The organism is Thermaerobacillus caldiproteolyticus (genome assembly GCF_013761245.1).
Classification (GTDB): domain Bacteria; phylum Bacillota; class Bacilli; order Bacillales; family Anoxybacillaceae; genus Thermaerobacillus; species Thermaerobacillus caldiproteolyticus.
The window spans coordinates 1-20339 of sequence record NZ_JACDUT010000020.1 but is presented as its reverse complement, the minus strand read 5'-3'; the positions used below and the strand labels follow the sequence as shown (position 1 = coordinate 20339).

The 20339-nt window shown below is 33.0% G+C and carries 25 protein-coding genes and 16 tRNA genes; 36 read left to right on the top strand and 5 right to left on the bottom strand.

The window, feature by feature from the left end; translation table 11 throughout:
• Positions 1 to 20 precede the first annotated feature (20 nt).
• The 29 genes from HNR31_RS17960 to HNR31_RS17820 all read left to right on the top strand — a co-directional run bounded on the left by HNR31_RS17960 (position 21) and on the right by HNR31_RS17820 (position 10568).
• A tRNA-Asn gene (locus HNR31_RS17960) sits at positions 21 to 95 on the top strand.
• Positions 96 to 99: 4 nt separating this feature from the next.
• Positions 100 to 188 (top strand) — tRNA-Ser (locus HNR31_RS17955).
• A gap of 15 nt (positions 189 to 203) precedes the next feature.
• Positions 204 to 275 (top strand) — tRNA-Glu (locus HNR31_RS17950).
• A 14-nt stretch (positions 276 to 289) separates the two neighbouring features.
• Positions 290 to 365: transfer RNA gene (locus HNR31_RS17945), tRNA-Val, on the top strand.
• 11 nt (positions 366 to 376) lie between these two features.
• A tRNA-Met gene (locus tag HNR31_RS17940) sits at positions 377 to 453 on the top strand.
• Positions 454 to 461: 8 nt separating this feature from the next.
• Positions 462 to 537 (top strand) — tRNA-Asp (locus tag HNR31_RS17935).
• Between the two features lie 18 nt (positions 538 to 555).
• Positions 556 to 631 (top strand) — tRNA-Phe (locus tag HNR31_RS17930).
• A gap of 48 nt (positions 632 to 679) precedes the next feature.
• Positions 680 to 752, top strand: a tRNA-Thr gene (locus HNR31_RS17925).
• A 15-nt stretch (positions 753 to 767) separates the two neighbouring features.
• Positions 768 to 852: transfer RNA gene (locus HNR31_RS17920), tRNA-Tyr, on the top strand.
• A 5-nt stretch (positions 853 to 857) separates the two neighbouring features.
• A tRNA-Trp gene (locus HNR31_RS17915) sits at positions 858 to 931 on the top strand.
• A 15-nt stretch (positions 932 to 946) separates the two neighbouring features.
• Positions 947 to 1022, top strand: a tRNA-His gene (locus HNR31_RS17910).
• Positions 1023 to 1039: 17 nt separating this feature from the next.
• Positions 1040 to 1114: transfer RNA gene (locus HNR31_RS17905), tRNA-Gln, on the top strand.
• Between the two features lie 3 nt (positions 1115 to 1117).
• Positions 1118 to 1189 (top strand) — tRNA-Gly (locus HNR31_RS17900).
• A 5-nt stretch (positions 1190 to 1194) separates the two neighbouring features.
• Positions 1195 to 1268 (top strand) — tRNA-Cys (locus tag HNR31_RS17895).
• Between the two features lie 15 nt (positions 1269 to 1283).
• Positions 1284 to 1369, top strand: a tRNA-Leu gene (locus HNR31_RS17890).
• Positions 1370 to 1431: 62 nt separating this feature from the next.
• Positions 1432 to 1514, top strand: a tRNA-Leu gene (locus HNR31_RS17885).
• Positions 1515 to 1640: 126 nt separating this feature from the next.
• Positions 1641 to 2630: a tyrosine-type recombinase/integrase gene (locus HNR31_RS17880; RefSeq protein WP_181557537.1), complete on the top strand. Its 990-nt coding sequence runs from the start codon at positions 1641 to 1643 to the stop codon at positions 2628 to 2630.
• A gap of 6 nt (positions 2631 to 2636) precedes the next feature.
• A complete protein-coding gene (locus HNR31_RS17875) occupies positions 2637 to 2813 on the top strand; it encodes a hypothetical protein (protein ID WP_181557536.1) in 177 nt (58 codons plus the stop codon).
• The gene (locus tag HNR31_RS17870; protein ID WP_181557535.1) at positions 2813 to 2995 is read left to right on the top strand and encodes a hypothetical protein; all 183 of its coding nucleotides are present in this window, start codon (positions 2813 to 2815) and stop codon (positions 2993 to 2995) included. The genes HNR31_RS17875 and HNR31_RS17870 overlap by 1 nt, the downstream gene beginning before the upstream one ends.
• 26 nt (positions 2996 to 3021) lie before the next feature.
• On the top strand, positions 3022 to 3249 hold the full coding sequence (locus HNR31_RS17865) for a hypothetical protein (protein ID WP_181557534.1): 228 nt from the start codon (positions 3022 to 3024) through the stop codon (positions 3247 to 3249).
• 160 nt (positions 3250 to 3409) lie between these two features.
• Positions 3410 to 3631, top strand: a complete 222-nt coding sequence (locus HNR31_RS17860) for a hypothetical protein (RefSeq protein ID WP_181557538.1) — start codon at positions 3410 to 3412, stop codon at positions 3629 to 3631.
• Between the two features lie 44 nt (positions 3632 to 3675).
• The gene (locus HNR31_RS17855; protein ID WP_181557533.1) at positions 3676 to 3888 is read left to right on the top strand and encodes a hypothetical protein; all 213 of its coding nucleotides are present in this window, start codon (positions 3676 to 3678) and stop codon (positions 3886 to 3888) included.
• Between the two features lie 44 nt (positions 3889 to 3932).
• A complete protein-coding gene (locus tag HNR31_RS17850) occupies positions 3933 to 4823 on the top strand; it encodes a DUF6414 family protein (RefSeq protein WP_181557532.1) in 891 nt (296 codons plus the stop codon).
• 449 nt (positions 4824 to 5272) lie between these two features.
• Entirely contained in the window at positions 5273 to 6184 is a 912-nt protein-coding gene (locus HNR31_RS17845; RefSeq protein WP_181557531.1) for a retrotransposon gag family protein, read from the top strand.
• Between the two features lie 302 nt (positions 6185 to 6486).
• Entirely contained in the window at positions 6487 to 6684 is a 198-nt protein-coding gene (locus tag HNR31_RS17840) for a helix-turn-helix domain-containing protein (RefSeq protein ID WP_181557530.1), read from the top strand.
• A 91-nt stretch (positions 6685 to 6775) separates the two neighbouring features.
• Entirely contained in the window at positions 6776 to 7252 is a 477-nt protein-coding gene (locus tag HNR31_RS17835) for a hypothetical protein (protein WP_181557529.1), read from the top strand.
• Positions 7253 to 7511: 259 nt separating this feature from the next.
• Positions 7512 to 8324 carry a hypothetical protein gene (locus HNR31_RS17830; protein ID WP_181557528.1) on the top strand — a complete coding sequence of 271 codons (813 nt, stop codon included), beginning with the start codon at positions 7512 to 7514 and terminating at the stop codon, positions 8322 to 8324.
• 40 nt (positions 8325 to 8364) lie between these two features.
• Positions 8365 to 8520, top strand: a complete 156-nt coding sequence (locus HNR31_RS17825) for a hypothetical protein (protein ID WP_181557527.1) — start codon at positions 8365 to 8367, stop codon at positions 8518 to 8520.
• Positions 8521 to 8570: 50 nt separating this feature from the next.
• Positions 8571 to 10568, top strand: coding sequence for a hypothetical protein (locus HNR31_RS17820; RefSeq protein WP_181557526.1), 1998 nt, complete (start codon positions 8571 to 8573; stop codon positions 10566 to 10568).
• A 366-nt stretch (positions 10569 to 10934) separates the two neighbouring features.
• Here HNR31_RS17820 and HNR31_RS17815 read toward each other — a convergent pair whose 3' ends face one another.
• Positions 10935 to 11357 (bottom strand): hypothetical protein, encoded by a 423-nt coding sequence (locus tag HNR31_RS17815; protein ID WP_181557525.1) that lies wholly within the window; start codon positions 11355 to 11357, stop codon positions 10935 to 10937.
• Between the two features lie 559 nt (positions 11358 to 11916).
• Positions 11917 to 12477, bottom strand: coding sequence for a PH domain-containing protein (locus HNR31_RS17810; RefSeq protein WP_181557524.1), 561 nt, complete (start codon positions 12475 to 12477; stop codon positions 11917 to 11919).
• Between the two features lie 341 nt (positions 12478 to 12818).
• On the opposite strand from HNR31_RS17810, the gene HNR31_RS17805 reads away from it, so the two are divergent.
• The 7 genes from HNR31_RS17805 to HNR31_RS19050 all read left to right on the top strand — a co-directional run bounded on the left by HNR31_RS17805 (position 12819) and on the right by HNR31_RS19050 (position 16993).
• Entirely contained in the window at positions 12819 to 13721 is a 903-nt protein-coding gene (locus tag HNR31_RS17805) for a tyrosine-type recombinase/integrase (RefSeq protein WP_181557523.1), read from the top strand.
• 388 nt (positions 13722 to 14109) lie between these two features.
• Positions 14110 to 14268 carry a hypothetical protein gene (locus HNR31_RS17800; protein WP_181557522.1) on the top strand — a complete coding sequence of 53 codons (159 nt, stop codon included), beginning with the start codon at positions 14110 to 14112 and terminating at the stop codon, positions 14266 to 14268.
• 57 nt (positions 14269 to 14325) lie between these two features.
• On the top strand, positions 14326 to 14562 hold the full coding sequence (locus tag HNR31_RS17795; RefSeq protein WP_181557521.1) for a hypothetical protein: 237 nt from the start codon (positions 14326 to 14328) through the stop codon (positions 14560 to 14562).
• Between the two features lie 23 nt (positions 14563 to 14585).
• Complete coding sequence (locus HNR31_RS17790) at positions 14586 to 15191, top strand: hypothetical protein (RefSeq protein ID WP_181557520.1); 606 nt, start codon at positions 14586 to 14588, stop codon at positions 15189 to 15191.
• Between the two features lie 12 nt (positions 15192 to 15203).
• Positions 15204 to 15566 (top strand): hypothetical protein, encoded by a 363-nt coding sequence (locus tag HNR31_RS17785; RefSeq protein WP_181557519.1) that lies wholly within the window; start codon positions 15204 to 15206, stop codon positions 15564 to 15566.
• Positions 15567 to 16188: 622 nt separating this feature from the next.
• Positions 16189 to 16845, top strand: coding sequence for a tyrosine-type recombinase/integrase (locus HNR31_RS17775; RefSeq protein WP_181557518.1), 657 nt, complete (start codon positions 16189 to 16191; stop codon positions 16843 to 16845).
• A 19-nt stretch (positions 16846 to 16864) separates the two neighbouring features.
• Positions 16865 to 16993 carry a hypothetical protein gene (locus tag HNR31_RS19050; RefSeq protein WP_258561123.1) on the top strand — a complete coding sequence of 43 codons (129 nt, stop codon included), beginning with the start codon at positions 16865 to 16867 and terminating at the stop codon, positions 16991 to 16993.
• 713 nt (positions 16994 to 17706) lie between these two features.
• On the opposite strand, the gene HNR31_RS17770 is transcribed toward HNR31_RS19050, so the two are convergent.
• From HNR31_RS17770 to HNR31_RS17760, 3 genes are all read right to left on the bottom strand, one after another.
• Positions 17707 to 18297, bottom strand: a complete 591-nt coding sequence (locus tag HNR31_RS17770) for a lysophospholipid acyltransferase family protein (protein WP_181557517.1) — start codon at positions 18295 to 18297, stop codon at positions 17707 to 17709.
• 178 nt (positions 18298 to 18475) lie between these two features.
• Entirely contained in the window at positions 18476 to 19459 is a 984-nt protein-coding gene (locus HNR31_RS17765; RefSeq protein WP_181557516.1) for a ketoacyl-ACP synthase III, read from the bottom strand.
• A gap of 502 nt (positions 19460 to 19961) precedes the next feature.
• Entirely contained in the window at positions 19962 to 20258 is a 297-nt protein-coding gene (locus HNR31_RS17760) for a LysR family transcriptional regulator substrate-binding protein (protein WP_258561124.1), read from the bottom strand.
• Positions 20259 to 20339: the final 81 nt, after the last annotated feature.

The following is a 20339-nucleotide window of genomic DNA, read 5'->3' as shown; positions in this document are numbered from 1 at the left end:
CGCTAGGCAGATCTAATCGTTCCGCAGTAGCTCAGTGGTAGAGCAATCGGCTGTTAACCGATTGGTCGCAGGTTCGAATCCTGCCTGCGGAGCCAACTTGGAGAGCTGTCCGAGTGGTCGAAGGAGCACGATTGGAAATCGTGTAGGCGTTTAACAGCGCCTCAAGGGTTCGAATCCCTTGCTCTCCGTCGCTATATTATAATGGCCCGTTGGTCAAGTGGTTAAGACACCGCCCTTTCACGGCGGTAACACGGGTTCGAATCCCGTACGGGTCACTTCTTTATTGTTTGGAGGATTAGCTCAGCTGGGAGAGCACTTGCCTTACAAGCAAGGGGTCGGCGGTTCGATCCCGTCATCCTCCACCATAAATTATCATCGCGGGGTGGAGCAGTCTGGTAGCTCGTCGGGCTCATAACCCGAAGGTCGCAGGTTCAAATCCTGCCCCCGCAACCAATAAAATTGGTCCCGTAGTGTAGTGGTTAACATGCCTGCCTGTCACGCAGGAGATCGCGGGTTCGAGTCCCGTCGGGACCGCCATATTCAATAATTAATAATGGCTCGGTAGCTCAGTCGGTAGAGCAAAGGACTGAAAATCCTTGTGTCGGCGGTTCGATTCCGTCCCGAGCCACCATTTTTATATAAAAGTAAAATTAAATTTTTTTATGATTCATAATGCTTTGCCGACTTAGCTCAATTGGTAGAGCAACTGAATCGTAATCAGTAGGTTGCGGGTTCAAGTCCTGCAGTCGGCATTATTAATAGCTAATGGAGGGGTAGCGAAGTGGCCAAACGCGGCGGACTGTAAATCCGCTCCCAGTGGGTTCGGCGGTTCGAATCCGTCCCCCTCCACCATGTTTAGGGGCATAGTTTAATGGTAGAACAGAGGTCTCCAAAACCTCCGGTGTGGGTTCGATTCCTACTGCCCCTGCCAAATGTAGATAAGATGGCGGCTATGGCGAAGTGGTTAACGCACCAGATTGTGGCTCTGGCATGCGTGGGTTCGATTCCCACTAGTCGCCCCATTTATATAAACATTCATTGGGGTATAGCCAAGCGGTAAGGCAACGGACTTTGACTCCGTGATGCGTTGGTTCGAATCCAGCTACCCCAGCCAATTGCGGAAGTAGTTCAGTGGTAGAACACCACCTTGCCAAGGTGGGGGTCGCGGGTTCGAGTCCCGTCTTCCGCTTAGATGGCGGCATAGCCAAGTGGTAAGGCAGAGGTCTGCAAAACCTTTACCCCCGGTTCGAATCCGGGTGCCGCCTCCATTGAAATAATATTTCGCCGGGGTGGCGGAATTGGCAGACGCACAGGACTTAAAATCCTGCGGTAGGTGACTACCGTGCCGGTTCGAGTCCGGCCCTCGGCACTGAAAAAGCTTGACTAATGTTACTATATCTACTATAATCTTCTTGTTGTTAATTTTAACATGCCGATGTGGCGGAACTGGCAGACGCGCACGACTCAAAATCGTGTTCCCTCTGGGAGTGTGGGTTCGACTCCCACCATCGGCACTGAAAAACTGATGTATCAAGGATTCCTGCAAGATGCGGGAATCCTTTTTATTTTATCCTCATACGATTCCCCATTGAAAAATCTGATTCAGTATTCCTCATACGACTTGTCAAAGAGGTGATATTTTGGCAAGGCGTAACAATAATTTATCCCCTGATGAAATTTTTGAAATGCACGCAAATTATATCCAATCTGATGCTATTGATTTTCAAATAGCGTTAGATAAGTTTCTTGAGGATTGTGAAATACGAAATTGTCGCCCTCAAACTATTCAGTATTACAAAAATGAATTATCGGTATTCTATAAGATTCTTCGTGAACAAGAAATTGAAGTTAATATTTACAGAATGACACCTGAAATCATTAAGAAAAATGTCATTTTGTATATGAAGAATCAAAAAAAATGTAGAACGGTAACGATCAATACTCGGCTGCGTGCATTAAGAGCGTTTTTTAACTTTCTTGAACGGGAAAAAATCATTTTTAAAAAACAAAATCCTTTTCATGAAATCAAACTACTTAAAGACCGAAAGAAAGCAGTACCTACCTTCACAAAAGAAGAAATTCATATCCTCTTTAAACAACCAAATTTAAGGACTTTCACTGGCGTAAGGGATTTAACTATAATGATGCTTTTACTTGAAACAGGAATACGAGCAAGTGAATGCGTGGGGATTCGATTATCAGATATAGATTTTCAGCGTTCCCGAATCCTTATCCAAAATACGAAAGGTTACAAACAACGTTATGTACCGATTCAGAAGCAAATGAAAGAGCAGTTAAAAAAATATTTAGCAATTCGTGGCACATTAGATCATGATTATCTATTTGTTTCTGTTGATGACACTCCTTTAACAAAACGTCAAATGCAGGCGCAAATTGAGTCGTATGGAAAGAAATGTGGTATCCATGCGACTTGCCATAAATTCAGACATACCTTCGCCCGACTTTCCGTTGAAGCAGGCGCAGGAATCTTCGAACTTCAAGCGGTTCTAGGTCACTCTTCAATGGAAATGGTGAAACATTACGTCAATCTATTTTCTGACGATGTAGTCGAAAAGCATAAAACATTTTCACCTATTGAAAATGTGTTTTCAAGTAGAAGAAGGAGGTAATCAAATATGGAAACTTTCGGCACACTTACATTTATAAATGGACAAGCATTTCTTCAATTAGAAATCGGTGAATTTATACAACTTAACGATTCATTCATCATTGAAGATTTAAACGGTAAACCAATTGCACTGGATGACAAATTTGCAGGTAAACAAATCGTAATCAGAAAGGCAGTGGCGTAATGAAAACGATCAAAGTAACGGAAAAGGAACTTGCAACCATAAAAGCAGCCGTTTGGGGGCAATTACAGAGCGTAAATCGTGAAATTCGTTTTGCACAAGAACAAGGGAAAGATATTTCATTTCTCCTTGAATTGAAAAGAGAATTTGAGGAAGTATTTGAAGCATTAAAGTATGCAAATTAAAGAAGGGACGAAAGGGGATAAAGAACATGAGAGCATTGGAAACAAAAGAATATGTAGTTTTTGCAGATGTGAAAACAACAGTTTCTATGAAGGTGAAAGCAAATAACCAGCAAGAAGCGGAAATGATTGCACAACGCCAATTAAATGATTTATCGGTAGCAAATGTGAAATTGGAACTTCAGTATTTAAATAACGAAACAGTGAAGTTGGATGTTGAAGATTTTCAAATAGAAGTATCGAGAGTTGAAGAATAATAAAAAATCGGGAGTGATGCGGCAACATCACTCCCATAGGATAGACATAACTAAACATACGCCTAATTAAATCCTACAATTTTTAAAAATAGAAATCAAGTAGGTTTATTTAGTTATGTCTGCCCTCATATCGAACATATATTCGATATGAGGGCAGACAATGAGAAGCGGTAATATTGAGCAATTTAAGCATTTGAGTCAATTTCGTGACCTAAAGGATTTCAACAACAACATTGAACAATGGATGATTGATTTAAAATCTAAATTCACAAAATTATTTATATTCGGATGTATTGCTTTTTTTATTATTATGAAGATGGTAAAATTTCACTTGCCAATGATTGTACGTAAAACCAAAAGTGAAATTTTGGTGGTACATTAAATATATTAATCAATTTATTCAAATATTTAAAGAGGTGATTTTAAATGAATTTAATGGATAGAATTTCTCAAGAAATTTTAAGTTTTAGAACAAAAACTAACAAACCGCCGAGTAAAATTGAATTATCAGAAAAGACGTATAATCAACTAATTAAAGAGATCGAAAATGAAACAGGGTTTAAGATTGAAAATGAAATGAATTATTATTATGGCATTCCTTTGAAAATTTCAAATGGTGTTGATTTAAAAATTAGTTAAAAGAATCCTTTTATCAGTATTTAAAATAGAAAAGGGGATAAGATATGCCTGAAACAAAAGAAATTTTACCAATAACTATTTATCTAAATCAAAAAATAGTGTTTGATTTGTTAGCTGTAATTGATGATGGTTTTTCTCAAGTAACGAAATTAAATATCTCTAATCAAGAAGGAAAAAAGAATGGAGTAGATGGTAGTGCTGAAATTGGAATAAGTAATGCATTTGGATTATTTGGAGTCAAATCAAAGATAAATGCAAGAAAAGAAAAAACACAAACAGAATCCTCTTCAAAGTCAGAAGAAAAAGTTCACACTCCAACGTCTCTTTTTGTAAAATTACTTTCTTATTTAGAGGAGATAAACCTTGTTAAAGACATTAACAATAAAAGCGATTTAATTAATTTAAAATCAGGAGAGTTTGTAAGATTTAGTAGTACATTAGAGCAAAATCCTTTAGTTTCGCTCTTAGAGTCGTTAGAACAAATAGGAGTTATGGCAATAAGACTTGAAAGTGAAAGTAAAAAGAAAAGCAAAGCTCAAAAAGAAGATCAAAATATATTAAAACAAATTAAAGGCATGAGAGAAAGTTTAACTCAACATGATATGATTGATTTAATTAGTACAATAAAAACTTCTCATGAAACAATAAAAGCAGTATTACCTGTATATATTGATTTTTTCTTTAATAGAAGTATGAATGAAATTATAGATGGAAACTATACTGTAGTGGGGAAAGTGGTAAAAGTAGTATTAGATCAAACTGATAGTATAAATTTGTTTAGAAATACAGGTTTTAAATTATTCAAACAAAATGCTTTAGAAGAAATGTTCACTTCATTTAATGATCAAGTAGATGAACAATTAGAATTACCAGAGATAATAACAAGAATTAATGAACCTGCCTTACTAGTTATTCCGATCGCAATATATTCATAACCATTTAAATGAAATTATAGTTTTGTGGGAGAGGATTAAGATGAAGGATTTTGTACGTGATGCAGTTGCTTATATTACTCGGGATATATCTCTAATATAAATAGTTCATCAAGTGTATTCATATAATAAAAAATTCCGCTTATCCAGCGGATTTTTTTATTATTATAAAAAAGTTTAAAAAATTTCCAAAAACCACTTGAAAGTCAAAAAAGGTCAAAATATAATGAAATTAACAAAGGTCAAATATAGTCAAAGTCGATCAATGTGTAATATATTTGTAATATAAATGTAATTAAATTGTAATATAAAAAATTTGCTTAATTTTGCGATCTCATTAAAATAGGCAAAGACGAAACAATTTAAGGTAGGTGATGATATTGATTGTGTAGGGAAGTGATGATAGTATGGGTGTTTTTTGCTAATAAAAATAAGAAAATGGAGGAATCTAAATGAACGCATTTCGATTGAAAAATCAGATTAACGAATTTCTTCAAGAAGCTAAACAACGTATTCAAACATTCATTGAGTTTGTTGAAGATGAAAACGAAGAACTTTGGCTGATGTTTGAAACACTAAACGAAAAAGCAATGCTACATATGGCTGTCGAGTGTAAAAAGGAGATGTCACCAGAAAAATTTGAGCAATTTATTAGCGATTTAGAACAACAATATCGAATTTATATTTCTCAAGCCCGGAAACTAGACAAATACTCGAAATTCAATCTTATTGTTGAAGTCAAACAAGCATGGAAACGATACAAAGAAATTCATCGAACGTTTGATTATTTGCAACGATTACTGAAAAACTCACTTACTAAAATGAAAGTAATTGTAACCAAGATTGACAATCTCGACAACAATACAATCATTAAATATTATTCGTATCTAAAAGATTCACTCGATGAAATAGATAAAGTGTATGACCGCATCATGAAGTTACTTACATATCGCTTGTTTGAAATAGATTTTGTTCCATATATTGACCTTATGTTTGCAGGAAATACAACAATCACAAAAAATGAAATGTTGAGTATTATTACTCCAGATCATTGCTTCGAGAGCAAACAAGAATATATTCGCTCTTTACCGGATGAAATTGACCGTGATACATTTCATTGTGCCATTTTTGTTGAGAAAATCGAGGACATTGACAATGACGTATTCGCTGAAATGATGTTCGATTCAATCATGCAGAAAAGGGAACGAGATGAAGAGGTTCGGAAGCAGATGGATGAAATGATTGATGAGATTTTTGGAGATAAGCTACCAACATATCAAGTAACGTATGACGAATACTTACAGCCAATTGAAATAAAAAGAAATCCTCCAAAACTTAAAGTAATTGAAGGGGGAATTCAATGATTCAGACGTACTGAAAACACGTGATCAAAGAACTTTACGCAAACTGGAAAGACCTAAAAACACCTCTTCAGCATCCCGAACACTTCAAGAAACCGCGACCAGAGAAGAAACTACTCACCATTGACGATATAAAGCCCCACAACAAGAAAAGAAAAAACGTGACAGAAAGAAAAAGAGTACATAATACATATTTTTGCTTAAAACATACATATAGTTTGGCTTTGATTAACTTTGATCTATGAGGGTAAATTCCTTTTTTACCCTCTAAACACTAATTTTTATTAGAAGGAGGGAAATGATAAATGGATTTCAATATCAAAAGAAGACACATTTTCATGCTTAAACGAAAAGAACGAAAAATCACTCACAAAGAAATTGCACAGGTAATTGGCGTAACTCAGTCGGCAATCAGTCAGTATGAGACAGGACGCATAACGTTAAAACCTCACTTGCGGCAAGCGTATGAAGAATATATTCAAACTCATGATAACCGCACTTAATTTTATAAAGGGGGTGATGAAATTGGGCTAGGGTGCTGGAAATCAACGTTCTTTGAAAATTGAAAATCATTTAATCAAGGAGGTTAAGCAAATGGAATTAATAAAGAAATCAGGTGATTATGTTGCTTTATACCATACATACATATCATCTTTAGAAAATGATGGGGTCTATCTAATTGGGATACTGGATAAGAATCTAAATAAAGTTGTCGAAATTAAGTGGAAGGCAAACGAAAAAGCGAAATTGCTCCATTCTTTCTATATAGAAATTTTGGATGAATACAAAAATATACCATCCATTCATAACTTAATGACAGATTGTTTTTATGAAATATATATAAAGTACTTTGGGTATTTTTCTTTTGATTACTTTTGTTTAGATAAACGATTATTAAAATTAATTGAACGCAAAGTAAAATACAAGAAACTTCCTTCACAAGTAATTGAGAAGCATATCCTTCCCTCTTTGTTAAAATTTCAATTAGAAAATTATAAAAAATTAAATAATGAAAGGTGTTGGACACATGAAGGATTACAAGCCATTTTGAGTCGTCAATCTTGCAAGTGAAGTAAATCAGATGTTCATTGGATAATCTTTTAAAAAATTAGAAAAAAAAAGAAAGGAGTTGAACAAATGAAGGATTGCAAGACGTAACCTCCTTTTATTCTAGTAGTCAATACTTGCATGAAACACTAACTATTGACGAGGAATAAAAGGAGGAAAGCTCCACAGGTTTGTGGAGTGAATAAGGATTTAAATTTTGCTGTTTTTGCTTTTGTTTTAGAGGTTACGGGTTAGTGTCCTTTGTGACACTATGAAGAATGAATTGAAAGAAAAAATGCCCGATTGGTGCATTAAAGATTTAAAACTCGAAAGAGATCTGATACTTACTAATGATATTGACAGTTTGATGAGTTCTATTTTGCTTGAAGTAATGACCAATTATTTATGGAGAATTAACTATTTTTACGACTTTACAAGCATATACAGGGCAAATAAAACAAAGAGTGCAACAATAGGCGTAGATGCAGCATTTACAAAGAATGTAAGGACATTCGATAATCATTACACAATACATAATAAAGCAAGTGCAAACATGAATCGTATTAAAGGTATCGGTATACATAATTATTGCGAAAAATATCCATTCTCTACATTAATGCTTATCATGGCTTATTACGATATTCCATTACCAAAGACGCAAATAGGCAAAGAAATTATTTTAGCAACTGATTCAGCATTTAAAGGGTTCTACACAACAAACAAACGATTTAAGCAAATATACATAGATTGGCTTGAAGACATGGGCTACACATGCCTAATTGACATATTGAATCAAAGAGACAAAGATTATTTTTACAAATTACAAGATGATTATGGATTAAATGAAAAAATCGAAATAGATGAGCAAGGATATTTACATACAAAGATAAACTTCAAGGATATACAACCGCATTTTGACTTCAAAATAGGACTTCCACAGCAACGATTTATATATATTCAAACATTTCAAACAGACGCACACAAGGTAGGAGTAAAGCCGATACCAAGCAAAGATAAACTGATTTCATTAGCTTATACATATAAAGATTGGGTTTGTTATACATACAAAGATGATGAAGAACAGGGAGCGGATTAATTCCGCTTCCTGCAATAAATAAGTAAGAGGTGATAAGGATATGAAAAACTATTTCTTTTGTTACGATTTGGCGTTGAAAAAGAAAATTGACCAGTACGGAATCCAATATATTTGTACCGCTATTGCGAACAGTGGCAAAAGATTTTGGTTATATGAGCGAACGGAAGAATTACAGAAAATCTTAAATGAGCGATAAATATTTTTCTTTAAGCACTTAATCAATAATTAAGCAGGAGGGATTTTTATATGTTAGAAAAGATTAATCGAATCAGTGAGGTTGAGAAATTTTTTTCTAATAAAGATCACTATTATAATATTCATGAGCAATCATTTATTGATGTATATAATGTAATGATTGATTTTATAAATGAAAGTGTCCGACTATATGAAGGGAAAAAACAAAATGAGGAACAGAAAGTAAAAGATAATCGCCCATACATAGCGAAAGTGGTTAATTCAGTGATGGGGCATGGGAAGAGTACAGCAGCAAGGGTAATAGCAAAAGTGGCACATAAGAATAATATTCCTTTATTATTCGTTTTCAATAATAAAAAAAGCATGGATTCATTTAGAAAAGAAGTTCAACCATTTGTTAAAAATGAATTACTTCTTATTGATTCAGATAATTTTAATGATGACATAAAAAATATAATAAAAAATTTTAAAATTGTAGGAATCACTCAACAACGTTTTCGAGACATAGCAATAGGATTTGGTGAGTTCTCGTTCTTTTCGTACTGGAAACGTAATATCGAATGGATAGAGCCGATTCAAAGAACTATTATTATTGATGAGATGCCGATATTTATTAATGCCGAAGCGTTCGATATAGGAAAGCATGATAATTGTTTGGATTGGTATGACGAAATGGTAAGAGCGACAAATGATGAAGAATTAACAAAGTTTGATTGTGAAAGGGTTCGGGTGCTGATTAATTACATAATATCTATGGAAATGGCAGAATCATTTAAACATGAATCAGAATACACTTCACTTCCAACGAAAAAGCTAATTAGACATTTAAAAGATGAACAACAACAAGAGTTGCTATATCATGTTTTAAATACTCTCCAAAAAGAGAAGGTTGGATATAAATATCAAAACAGATATAAATGGTTTTTAGAGATGCTTGAAAAAGATAATGTTGGTGTCGTGAATCGTGATGAAAAGAAAACGGTTTTACTATGCTCAAAATGGATTGATTACAGGCACTTTGGAAATATTCTTATTCTCGATGGGACAGCGGATATTGTTAGAAAAATCTATGAACATGGCAAATATGAATTGATTGAACTTCCGAATTATCATCGGTACAAAGAACGATTAAGGATTATGTTTCGTGTCATAAATACTTCAAAAACAAAACGCAAAAATAAGGAAACGCATGAGAGTATAGCTAGTGATTTTATAGAGGTTAGGGACAGAGTGAAAGACTTAAATATAATCGCACTTCCAACAAAAGCAGACATAAAAACATATGTCAAAAATGGAGTTATCACAGAGGAACAATACAAGAAATATTTTACAAATACCAACAAGATGGAACATGAATCAATGGCATTGAATTTATTAAATACAACAGGGCAAAATGATTTAGCCGAATACAACGGTTTAGGTTTACTCGCTTTACCTTTGCGTCATCCAACATATTACAAAATGTACGCTATTGCTATCTATGGAGTTGAAAAAGATGTTTCATTACAACATGAAAACAACAATGATGCAAAATCAATCCAATGGTTTACAGACAATGATGTACAAGAGATTTATCGCCAATTAATGTTAATGGATTTCTCACAAATCATACATAGAATTAATATTAGATTGTTAAACGATAATGAAAAGTCTTATGTTCTTATTTATACGAATCGAAAAGGTTGGAAAGACGAATTAGCAAAATTATATGAACTTGAAGGAATCCTTTCTTTTGATTTGTTTAGAAATATTAAATTCCGAAATGAATGCAAAGAGAGATTTCAATATGCGAAAACAGTATTAGAGAAAGAACCTTTCGAGAGGGAATTATCGCTTGGAAAGATTCATCTGAATTTTAAAAAGTGGGTCAATCGTCACTGGAACGATGAGGAACGAAAAGCAATCATGATTGAAGTAGCCGAATCCATGAACCTTATAATACATGAGTATCCTAATGGATATAAAAAGATTGAACTTCTCCCATCTTTGGCATTTGGAACTATGGCAAATAAAAAAGAAAAGTGGGACAATCTCTCTCTAAATAAATAGAAAAATAGTCTCACTTTACTTTTTCAATATTGAATGATTAAGAGTTAATTATAAAAGTGGGACACTTTTTCTCTAATAATATATAAAAATTGGGTCACTTTATGGACTAGCATTTCCATTTCCGCTAGTCTTTTTTCTTTTTGTCCCTAATTCCAAGTATTAATAATAGAAATGATTAATTATATACTTTGGATTTGGGACATTTTTTTAACACTAATATTACTAATGACAGCGGGGGAGTGGGGGCTGGCTGAGGTAGTCAATTTTGAGCGAAGCGAAAAGTTGACTAGATGGTCGGAAGCCCCCACAATACAAATGAATCAACATATTATAGAAAAATTTGTACAAAGTTAAGTAGTTTGTGTTTTATTCAATTCCTTTATCTTTGAACATTTGATCTAGTTTTACGTATGTTTTCTTATAACTTTCTATACTCTCTTTTTGGCTTTCACCTTCAAAACTTGTACTACCTATGAAGAAAGTGTATAAAGCGTGGATGTTAAAAACTAGTGAAGTTTCAGCACTTTCATGGTCAACATAACCACTTTCATAATACTTTTTCATATAGTTCGTAACAAAATCACTGTCCTTTGAATATTTACCGTTCTCAATTGATTCGTTCAAAATATCAAATACTTTTTTTGAATCCTGCCATACGGTTTTATTCAACTCATCAACATTCGGCAAAACAACATGCTCATTAGATTCTTCTTTAATCGGGTTATCTGAGTTTATCGAGCATGATGATAAAGCGATAGCAGCAATCAATAACAAAATAAGACGGAACATTAAATGTAACTCCTTTCATACATTATTTAATTGCCATTAAGATAAATATGTAAAATTAATACTTATAATTTTCGGTATAAAGAATATTTAAACCTTCAAAAGATGTAATATTTTATCAGGGCAAAGTATTAAATTATTAAAGCATCTCATCGAGACGACTAACATTGTTAATCGAACGATAATCGAGAGATTTAAAAAATACAGGAATATCAAGGGTTTTTTAATATCGTTATGTTGTCGTTATTGATTATCGTAAAACCTTGATTTCTCAACGTTTTTTCGATATTTGAGCCGATTTTTTTTAATATTTCAGCGGTTGAATATTAAAAAAATGCTTGATTCTCAAGGGTTTTACGATAACATTAACGATTACGTTTATTTGTTGGTGGTGATGAAGGGTACGCAATAATTGGTGACACCTTGCAATTCCAAAGATAGGCTTATTGAACCGTTCGTATTACGAACATTTTCGTTTTGTTTATGAGAGGAACATGAGGGTACAGTGTTGAAATACTGCACCCTAAAAAAGATCTTTAAAAGATTTTCTTTAATGTTTTCCTTAACTTTTTATCAATTTTTGTTTCAAAATACTATATTCTTCTTCTGAAATCGCACCAGATTGTTTTAAATTATGTAATTTTTCGAGTTGTTCTACAACGTTATTTAATCCTGTTGATTGTAAAGTGTCCTTTTCTGTTGTAGCCTCTTCCATAAGATTACGTAAAAGATTTGCTAAAGTATCGCTTGAAAAACAAGCTAAAGTTAATTCTTTATCTCCATTTGTTGAAATGGTTAAATCAGAAGTCAATAACGTTTTTTTATAATCTATACTGACGATTTTGTTGTAATAAAAAGTGTGAACATCTGCACCGCCTACTCCTTTCTTAAATAAAACAAAAATTCTCAAGTTTGTTGCTACTAATAATCCATTCCTAGTCACTCCCCAATTTCCTGTATGAATAGGAGCTACACATTTAATTACTTCACCTTCTTTGATTGTGATATTTTTTAGAAGTTCTTTTCGACCATCGAAATCATCTTTTTTTTCTAAAGGGCTACTTGATTTGCTTACATACTCTTCGAATAGTTTCTGACAAACCTTAACTAATTTCTCATTCAAAATAATTCCTCCTCAAAAACCTCTAAGTGTAAAAGATATACATTTATTCATATTTTAACATGGTGTTAGTTATAAATACATAAATATTCTGAAAGTTATATTTACTCGTAATAAGAACATGAATCATATTGACTATTTGCTATGTTCATGATTCGGAATATCTTTTGTTTTGTTCATGACAGGAATATTTCAGCGGTTTATTGTACGTAAAAATTATTCGCAGAATTATTATTCTACGTTGTAATTACCTAGATATTATGCTATATTATTCGTAGAACACCAAGGATGTCAAATTTTGATTATTCTTAGAATACTTTTGAAACGAAAAAGGGGTGAATGGAATGTTAGGAGCATTTTTAGAATGGTTACATAATGAAGGTAAAGACGAAAAGACAATTAAGGCTTATCGTTTTACAATCAATCAATTTATTAACTGGTACGAAAAAACAGAAGGGCATACGGATTTATCACAAGTAAAACCAGTAACGATTAAAGAGTTTATCTCCTACATGCGTAATACATTGAATCGTAAACAAGCAACGATTAATAAAAGTATTGCTTCACTCAAAACATTCTTTGCTTACCTTGTCGATAATGAAATCATTAAAGACAATCCAATGGCACGAATTAAGATTCAAAAGGTACAGACGACTGAAACTGTTGGTGAAAAAGATGTTTCTAAATGGCTTACGAAAGAGGAACAAGAGAAATTCATTTCTTACGTTGAGCTTGAAAAAAATGAGTTTAAGCGGTTGAGGAATCTAGCTATTATAGACCTAATGCTTTACGCAGGATTAAGGGTTGCAGAGGTTGAAGCATTAAGAATTGATGATGTAAAGGTGAACGGAAACGTTACAATAACCATTCGAGAAGGCAAAAAAGGTAAATATGCAACGGTCACTCTTATTGAGAAATATTCAAAGAACTTAAAAAAATGGCTCAAGTATCGCCAATCACTTGAAAAAGATATATACAAAGAATCACCTTATCTTTTTGTGTCGGAGCGTAGCGGAAAAATGGGAGCAAGAGCAATACAAGTTATGCTGAATAAGTACGCAAAATTGGCACACATGGAGAACATAACACCGCATAGATTCAGACATTCATTTTGTAAGAATCTAGCCAACGCAGGAGTACCAATTGAAACAATTAGCAAACTCGCTAGACATGAATCAATCGAGACAACCAAAATCTATATAGATAATTCACATGCTGAAATGTTGGAAGCATTGAAAAAGATGTAAGAGGATAGCACAACCGCTATCCTTTTTCTTTTTTTTATCAATTTTCTCAATAAACATATTGATTTTTTTCAATGAAACAGCGGTTGCTAATGATACTATATGATGAATCATTTTATTTACAGTTTTTCATTCTACACAATGAAAAATTAGGCTCAAAATTGATGATAAAGTGGATTATTTAAAACAGGAATTTTATTGAGGGTATAGGGGGGGTATTAAATATCCATCAAAAAATTTTCGTTTGTCTGTACGGGGCGAGCACAGTTAGAAACACGAGCGGGCTTTTTTCAAGACGATAACGTATGCTATTAGGCAATGAAAATTAATAAAAAAGCACCTCTAATTTCCATTACACACCCAAGAAAATTTTCATGAAAGGGGCTATAGAATGGATCGCCTACTGCAAAAAGAAATCATTGTGGAATTAAAGTATGAACTTCTCAAAGTCATTCATCAATTGAAAGATGATGAATATACAAAAGAGCATATAATGAAAGATTTATTACATATTCTTTCTCGGCTGGATGATGAGGATGAGCATATATAAATATTAAGACAATTCAAAAACTAAATACCCATCTCTTTTGGATAATATGATATAATAATGGTAATATTTCCAAAAGAGGTGGGGTTATGGATAAAACTTCAAATAAAAGCTTATCTGTTTTTTATTGTCATAGGATTATTTATATTTTTCATATTCGTTAAACCGATTATTGTTGGCTTGATAAACGATTATAAACATGATCGTGAAACAATAACAAACCGTGAATGGAAAGAGTTTCAGGAATGGGAGAAAAAACAAGAGCAAAAAGAATGGGAAAATCAAGAAGTTGAATGAGTGTTAATTAAGAGGTGTTGTTTATGAAAGATTTTCTTATCTTCATCGTTTTATTCGGTTTAGGTGCTTTAGGAATTTATTTTAATATACAAGATAAAAATAAAAAGGAATCAGATACTAACGATAAAATAAGAAATGCAATAAAAGCAAATGTATCGCATCCAACAAAACAAACCATCCTAACTGAAACAAATTCAGCAATTGTTTACGATCAAGAAAACAATCACCTATTCATTTGCGATAAAGGTTCTATCCACAACATTAAAATTGATGACATTTACCAATCTGAAATTGTTGAGGATGGGCAAACGATTTCTAAAGTTTCAAGAGCTAGCCAAATTGCAGGTTCAATAATTGGCGGGGCTATTGCTGGTGGAATCGGAGCAATAATTGGTGGAGTTTCAGCAACAAGAGTAAAAGATGAAAAAATTAGTAAAATGGAATTACGGTTAGTTGTTAATGATGTAAATAATCCAATAAGAAAAGTTGAGTTTTTTAATGCTGGCGATGGATTGAAAATTAAGAAAAGCAGCGATGAATATAAAAAACGATATAACCAAATTCTTGAATGGCAAAAACTTATGGAAGTTTTAATTAAACAAAATGAAAATAAATCTGTTTCTATGTAAGAGGTGAAAGGTGTGAATAAAATATTCACCTTTCTTTTATTATTGTTATTACTTTGCGGTTGTAATTCAAATGGTATTAATGATAAATTATTTAAAGAAGGTGAAAAATACGCTAATCAAATTTATCAAATTAAATACGGTATTATTGATTTAGATAATAAAGGATTAGAAAAATATTTAAATCAAGATAAAACTAATTTAAATAATAAAGAAAAACAATATGTTAAATTAATTGGAGATTTTTTTATTCAATGGACTATTTATATTGCTGATAAACAAGCAGATGGTAAATTAGATAAAGAAACTGAAGATAAATTTATGAAGATAGCTAATAAATTAAAAAATGAATATGGTGTTAACTTAAAGGAGCGTTAAGCGCTCCTTTTATTTTTGTAAAGGAGGTTTTTCTATGACGAATAGTAAATTCACTGTAAATACGACATTTGAAGTCATGGGGAAAACTTGGAAGGTTATTGATGTGGATTTAACAAGAAATGGATTGTTGATATTAACGTGTGAAAATTTGTAAAAAAAGATTGAAAACAGGGGATAAATTATGTACTATATATTGTAAGAAAAATTAAAGTCGTATGAGAAAATTTTTTGAATCAGAAAAAATCTTGCAGGAAAACTATTGATACATCGGTAGTTTTAAACATATTCCATTTAGTGCCATTTTAAGCACGACTCAAAATCGTGTTCCCTCTGGGAGTGTGGGTTCGACTCCCACCATCGGCACCATACATAACGAAAAGCCTATAAAGCCAATGCTTTGAGTAATTCAGAGCATTGGCTTTTTTGTTTTTTACGAACTAAAGTAAAAGGTTAATCGTGTGGACAACAAGATGATATTCCCCCACCGATTTATTGAACACCTTTAGGATTAGATTAATCTTAAAGGGGGAGTAAAATTGGCAAAAGTACGTGCTTTGAAAAGGGCGGAACTAGAAAAAACTTTGCGAGAACTGTACGAAGATTTTCAGCTAGAAAACATGAAATGACAATACGCTTTTATGAGCAAAATTTAGTACATTCCTTCCGCTTTACAGAGGAAATAGGGATTGAGTACGTTAGAGAGATTGAGAAAAAGCATATTGACAAATTTATTATGTGGCTCAAAGATAAAGGGTTAAAGGATACAACCATTAATACATATTTGAGGGCTACAAGATCATTTCTTTACTTTGCTATGAGGGAAAATTATTTAATTAAATTCGAGATTAATCTTATTAAAGCCGATAAACAGCAAAAAGAGTCATACACAGAGGAAGAAATTAAAAAGCTAATCAAAAAGCCGAATTTGAAAGAATGTGGCTTTGTAGAGCATAGAAATTGGGTATTGGTCAATTATCTTTTAGAAACAGGTAACAGGCTTAATACAGTCCTTAACCTTAAAGTCGGAGATATTGATTTAGAAAATGGAATGGTAGTATTAACGACAACGAAAAATAGGAAAGCACAATACAATCCAATTAGTGAGCATTTAGTCAAAATCCTTAAAGAATATATTAGAATGTATAGGCTTAAAAAGGATGATTATTTGTTTATTAATGAGTTAGGTAAACAAATGACAAGGAACGCCATAGCACGGTACAACAAGAAAAGAGGCGTTCTATTCATACCTTTAGACATACTTTTGTCAAGTACTGTATAACGAGCAGGGAAGATGATGATTGTTAGGACACTCTACATTAGATGGTACGTTGAACTATATTAATTTGTACGGAACGAACTTAAAAGAAGATAACATTTTAGCCAAGTTTGTGGAAAATCCAGAGGGAAAAGAGGTTGAACGATGTTAGAAAAACGATTAGCAGAGATTAACCGAATGTATGAAAAATTGTCCATTCTAACACTAAGCAAGATGAATATAACTATGCTTTAGCAAAGCTGATGACACAAATGGAAATAGAATTTAACATACCCGCTTTAAACAATAAAGAGTTTGAGCAAAAGAATAGAGCGGTTATCGCTCTTTATAGAAACGTTGTTTTCCTTAACAACCTAATGCATTATTGTGAGGTGCATAAAAAGGATTAAATCTTATAAGTAAACTCCTTGTAAAGTTAATTAAATAATATGAACTATAAACCGTACAACTGCCATCGCTAAAAGTAAATATACGAACCAATCCAATACGTTTCTATTTGTATTTTTGCTCATTTAATTATCACCTCTTTACAAAAAAAGTAAATTGTAAAATCATTATAACCTAACTTCTTACTGTTGCACTATATTTCTTTTTATTTAATAGCAAAAAGAGCCTATAGAAAAATATCCATGATTAGGACTATTTAATTATCGGTATGGGCGGTTGATAAAGCCGCTCTTTTTCTTTTGACTTTACTATCGTTAGTTGTTGGTTTTCAACCAAATGTTATCTTTTTTGTACTTAATTTTATTAACTCTCGAACCCATTATACGGTTAAGAAGGGGGCCAATCGTACAATAAGGATAAAAGAAGCCATCCATTGTAGGACAGCTCTCTATTTACATAATTACCGATATAGAAGGATCATTTTTTGTCTTGTAAATTCCTTTGCAGTGCATTTATTTTCTCTTCTAGGAGAATTGTAAAATGTTCTCTTCCTTCCTTACCTGTTGCAGTAATATATAGAGGTTCACCAAATATAAGACAGGCTTTTTTTCTAAGGAAGAGTTCCTTTAAATTATTCGGCCCTATATATGCTGCCGGTATAATTGGGACTTTTGAACGCTGTGCGATTGTAATTGCCCCTTGTTTTAAAGCGACTTGTTCATCGGTTCTTGTTCCGCTTGGAAATATTCCAACAACCTCTCCTTTAGATAAGAGATGATGTGGAATTTTTAGCACACTTGGTCCAGGGTTTTCTCGGTCAACAGGAAAGGCATTTAATTTTTTTAATAACCATGCTATTGCCTTATTTTTGAAAAGCTCCTTCTTCGCCATATAATGTATCTTGGTTGGTAAGAGTGATGTACCTAGATAGAGAACATCAACCCATCCTGTATGTGTGCAAGCTATTACATAACCACCACTTTTGGGAAGATGTTGCTTGTTATAAACGTGTATTTTTCCAAATATACGCAAGATGCTTTTTAAGAAATATCCAATAAAATGATACAATTTTCTCCCTCCTATATCTCCAATATGTCCTTATTGTATTAAAATAAAGTAACTATTAGAGATAACGCACGCGATAGTGGTTCAGTAACTTTAAAATTTGTTTTACTTCTGCATCTTTCTTCTTAGTAGTAACAATCTTTTAGAAAAAAGTCTTTTAAAAATAAATTATTAAGAAATTTTAAAGAGTCCAATTGATAAGTAATCCTGCGTGTGCTAAACCACCTCCGAAGCCATATAATAAAAGCTTATTACCATTTCTAATTTTCCCTTCACGTACACCTTTATCTAATGACAATGGTATTGTTGCTGATGAAGTATTTCCGTAATCCACCAAGCTATATAATGTTCGCTCAATAGGAAACTCGCTTCTTTCACATATAGACTCAATCATTCTTAAATTTGCGCTATGCGGGACAAACCAATCAACATCTTTTAAATCTATTGCAGTGTTTTTCATAACAGATTGCATACCTTTTGGTACAGTATTAACAGCCCACTTGTAGACCTCACGACCGTTTTGAACAATATAACCACTATCTATTAAGTCTTCACCGTTCATACGTTTAGATAGATTTGTACAATATAACTTATTTCCATCTTCTCCTTCTGAACCTAAATATGAAGAAATAAAACTTGGTTGTTGTTCATCATATTCAACGAGAACTGCTCCTCCACCATCTCCAAATAGTACACAGGTTGTTCTGTCTTTATAATCAGTAATTTTAGATAATGTATCAGCTCCGATAACAAGAATTTTCTTGTTTAAACCAGATGTTATCAATCCATTGGCTACATACAACCCATAAGTAAATCCTGCACAAGCAGCATTTAAATCAATAGCACCTGTGTTCTTAATACCTAACTTTGCTTGAATTAAAGAAGCCACGCTCGGAGTTTTGAAATCAGGAGTTAATGTACAGACGATAATCATATCAACATCATCGACTGATTTATCGTATCGTTCCATTAAATTCTTTACAGCTTGATAACTTATATCACTTGTAAACTCTTCTTCATGTGCTATTCTTCGTTCTTTAATACCAGTACGTTTAACAATCCATTCATCGTTTGTTTCGACTAGTTCTTCTAAATCGTGATTTGTTATCCTTCTTTCTGGAACATACGAACCTATTGCAGTAATACGTGCTGTGGATTTAAACATAGAAAAATCACCTCGCTTTATGACTTGTATCTATTTTATCACTTATTACTATGACCTGGTAATAATTTCGGGTAAAAATTTACTCTATGTAAAGAATTTTTTCACATATCTTCTAGCTGTCTTGGCCACATTCGTGGCACCACAGATTAAGAAAGAAATTCTGTTCTTTCATGTAAGACCTCCATATCGTGCTTACGGCACCAGCAAATGATGAAAATGCTAATTTTCAAGAAAGAGCCATTGTGGCAATCGGTCATCCATTACTCAAAATGATGTATCATCTCCTCATGCGAGAAGAAAAATATCAAGAGTTTTAGAGAAGAATACTACAAACAAAGAACGATTAGAGGCAAAAAAGAAAAAGGCTATAAAAAGCCTTCAAAAGTCGTGATATACCATTGTGGTTTCCTAGGTCACAAGAAACCGAATAACACATAAGGAATTTTTAAAAACGCTTTTAAAGATCCTCTAGTTTCATATTGCCTAAATTCAGGGTATATTATTAACTCTCCAATAGTAGGTTTATCAATCGTTGCATTGATTGTGAAATCCATTTCTTTTTATGGTAAACCAATTGCAAATACACTTTTATTTCTGGGGAAGAAAGGGGAATGCAAGCTAGTTCTCCTTTTTTTATTTCTTCATCTACAGTCATTAGCGGTAAAAAAGCGATTCCAAGGTTATATGATACACAGCGTTTAATTGCTTCTATGCTTTCTAATTCAATAGAGTATTCAAGTCGTATTGCATGACTATGATATAATTTTTCTATGATTTCACGATAACTATATAGATTCAGATTAATTTTCCGACATAACCACCTGTCCGATGCGTTGGAGCACTTTTTCTGGAAATTCAGAAAGGTACTCTAAGAACGAAA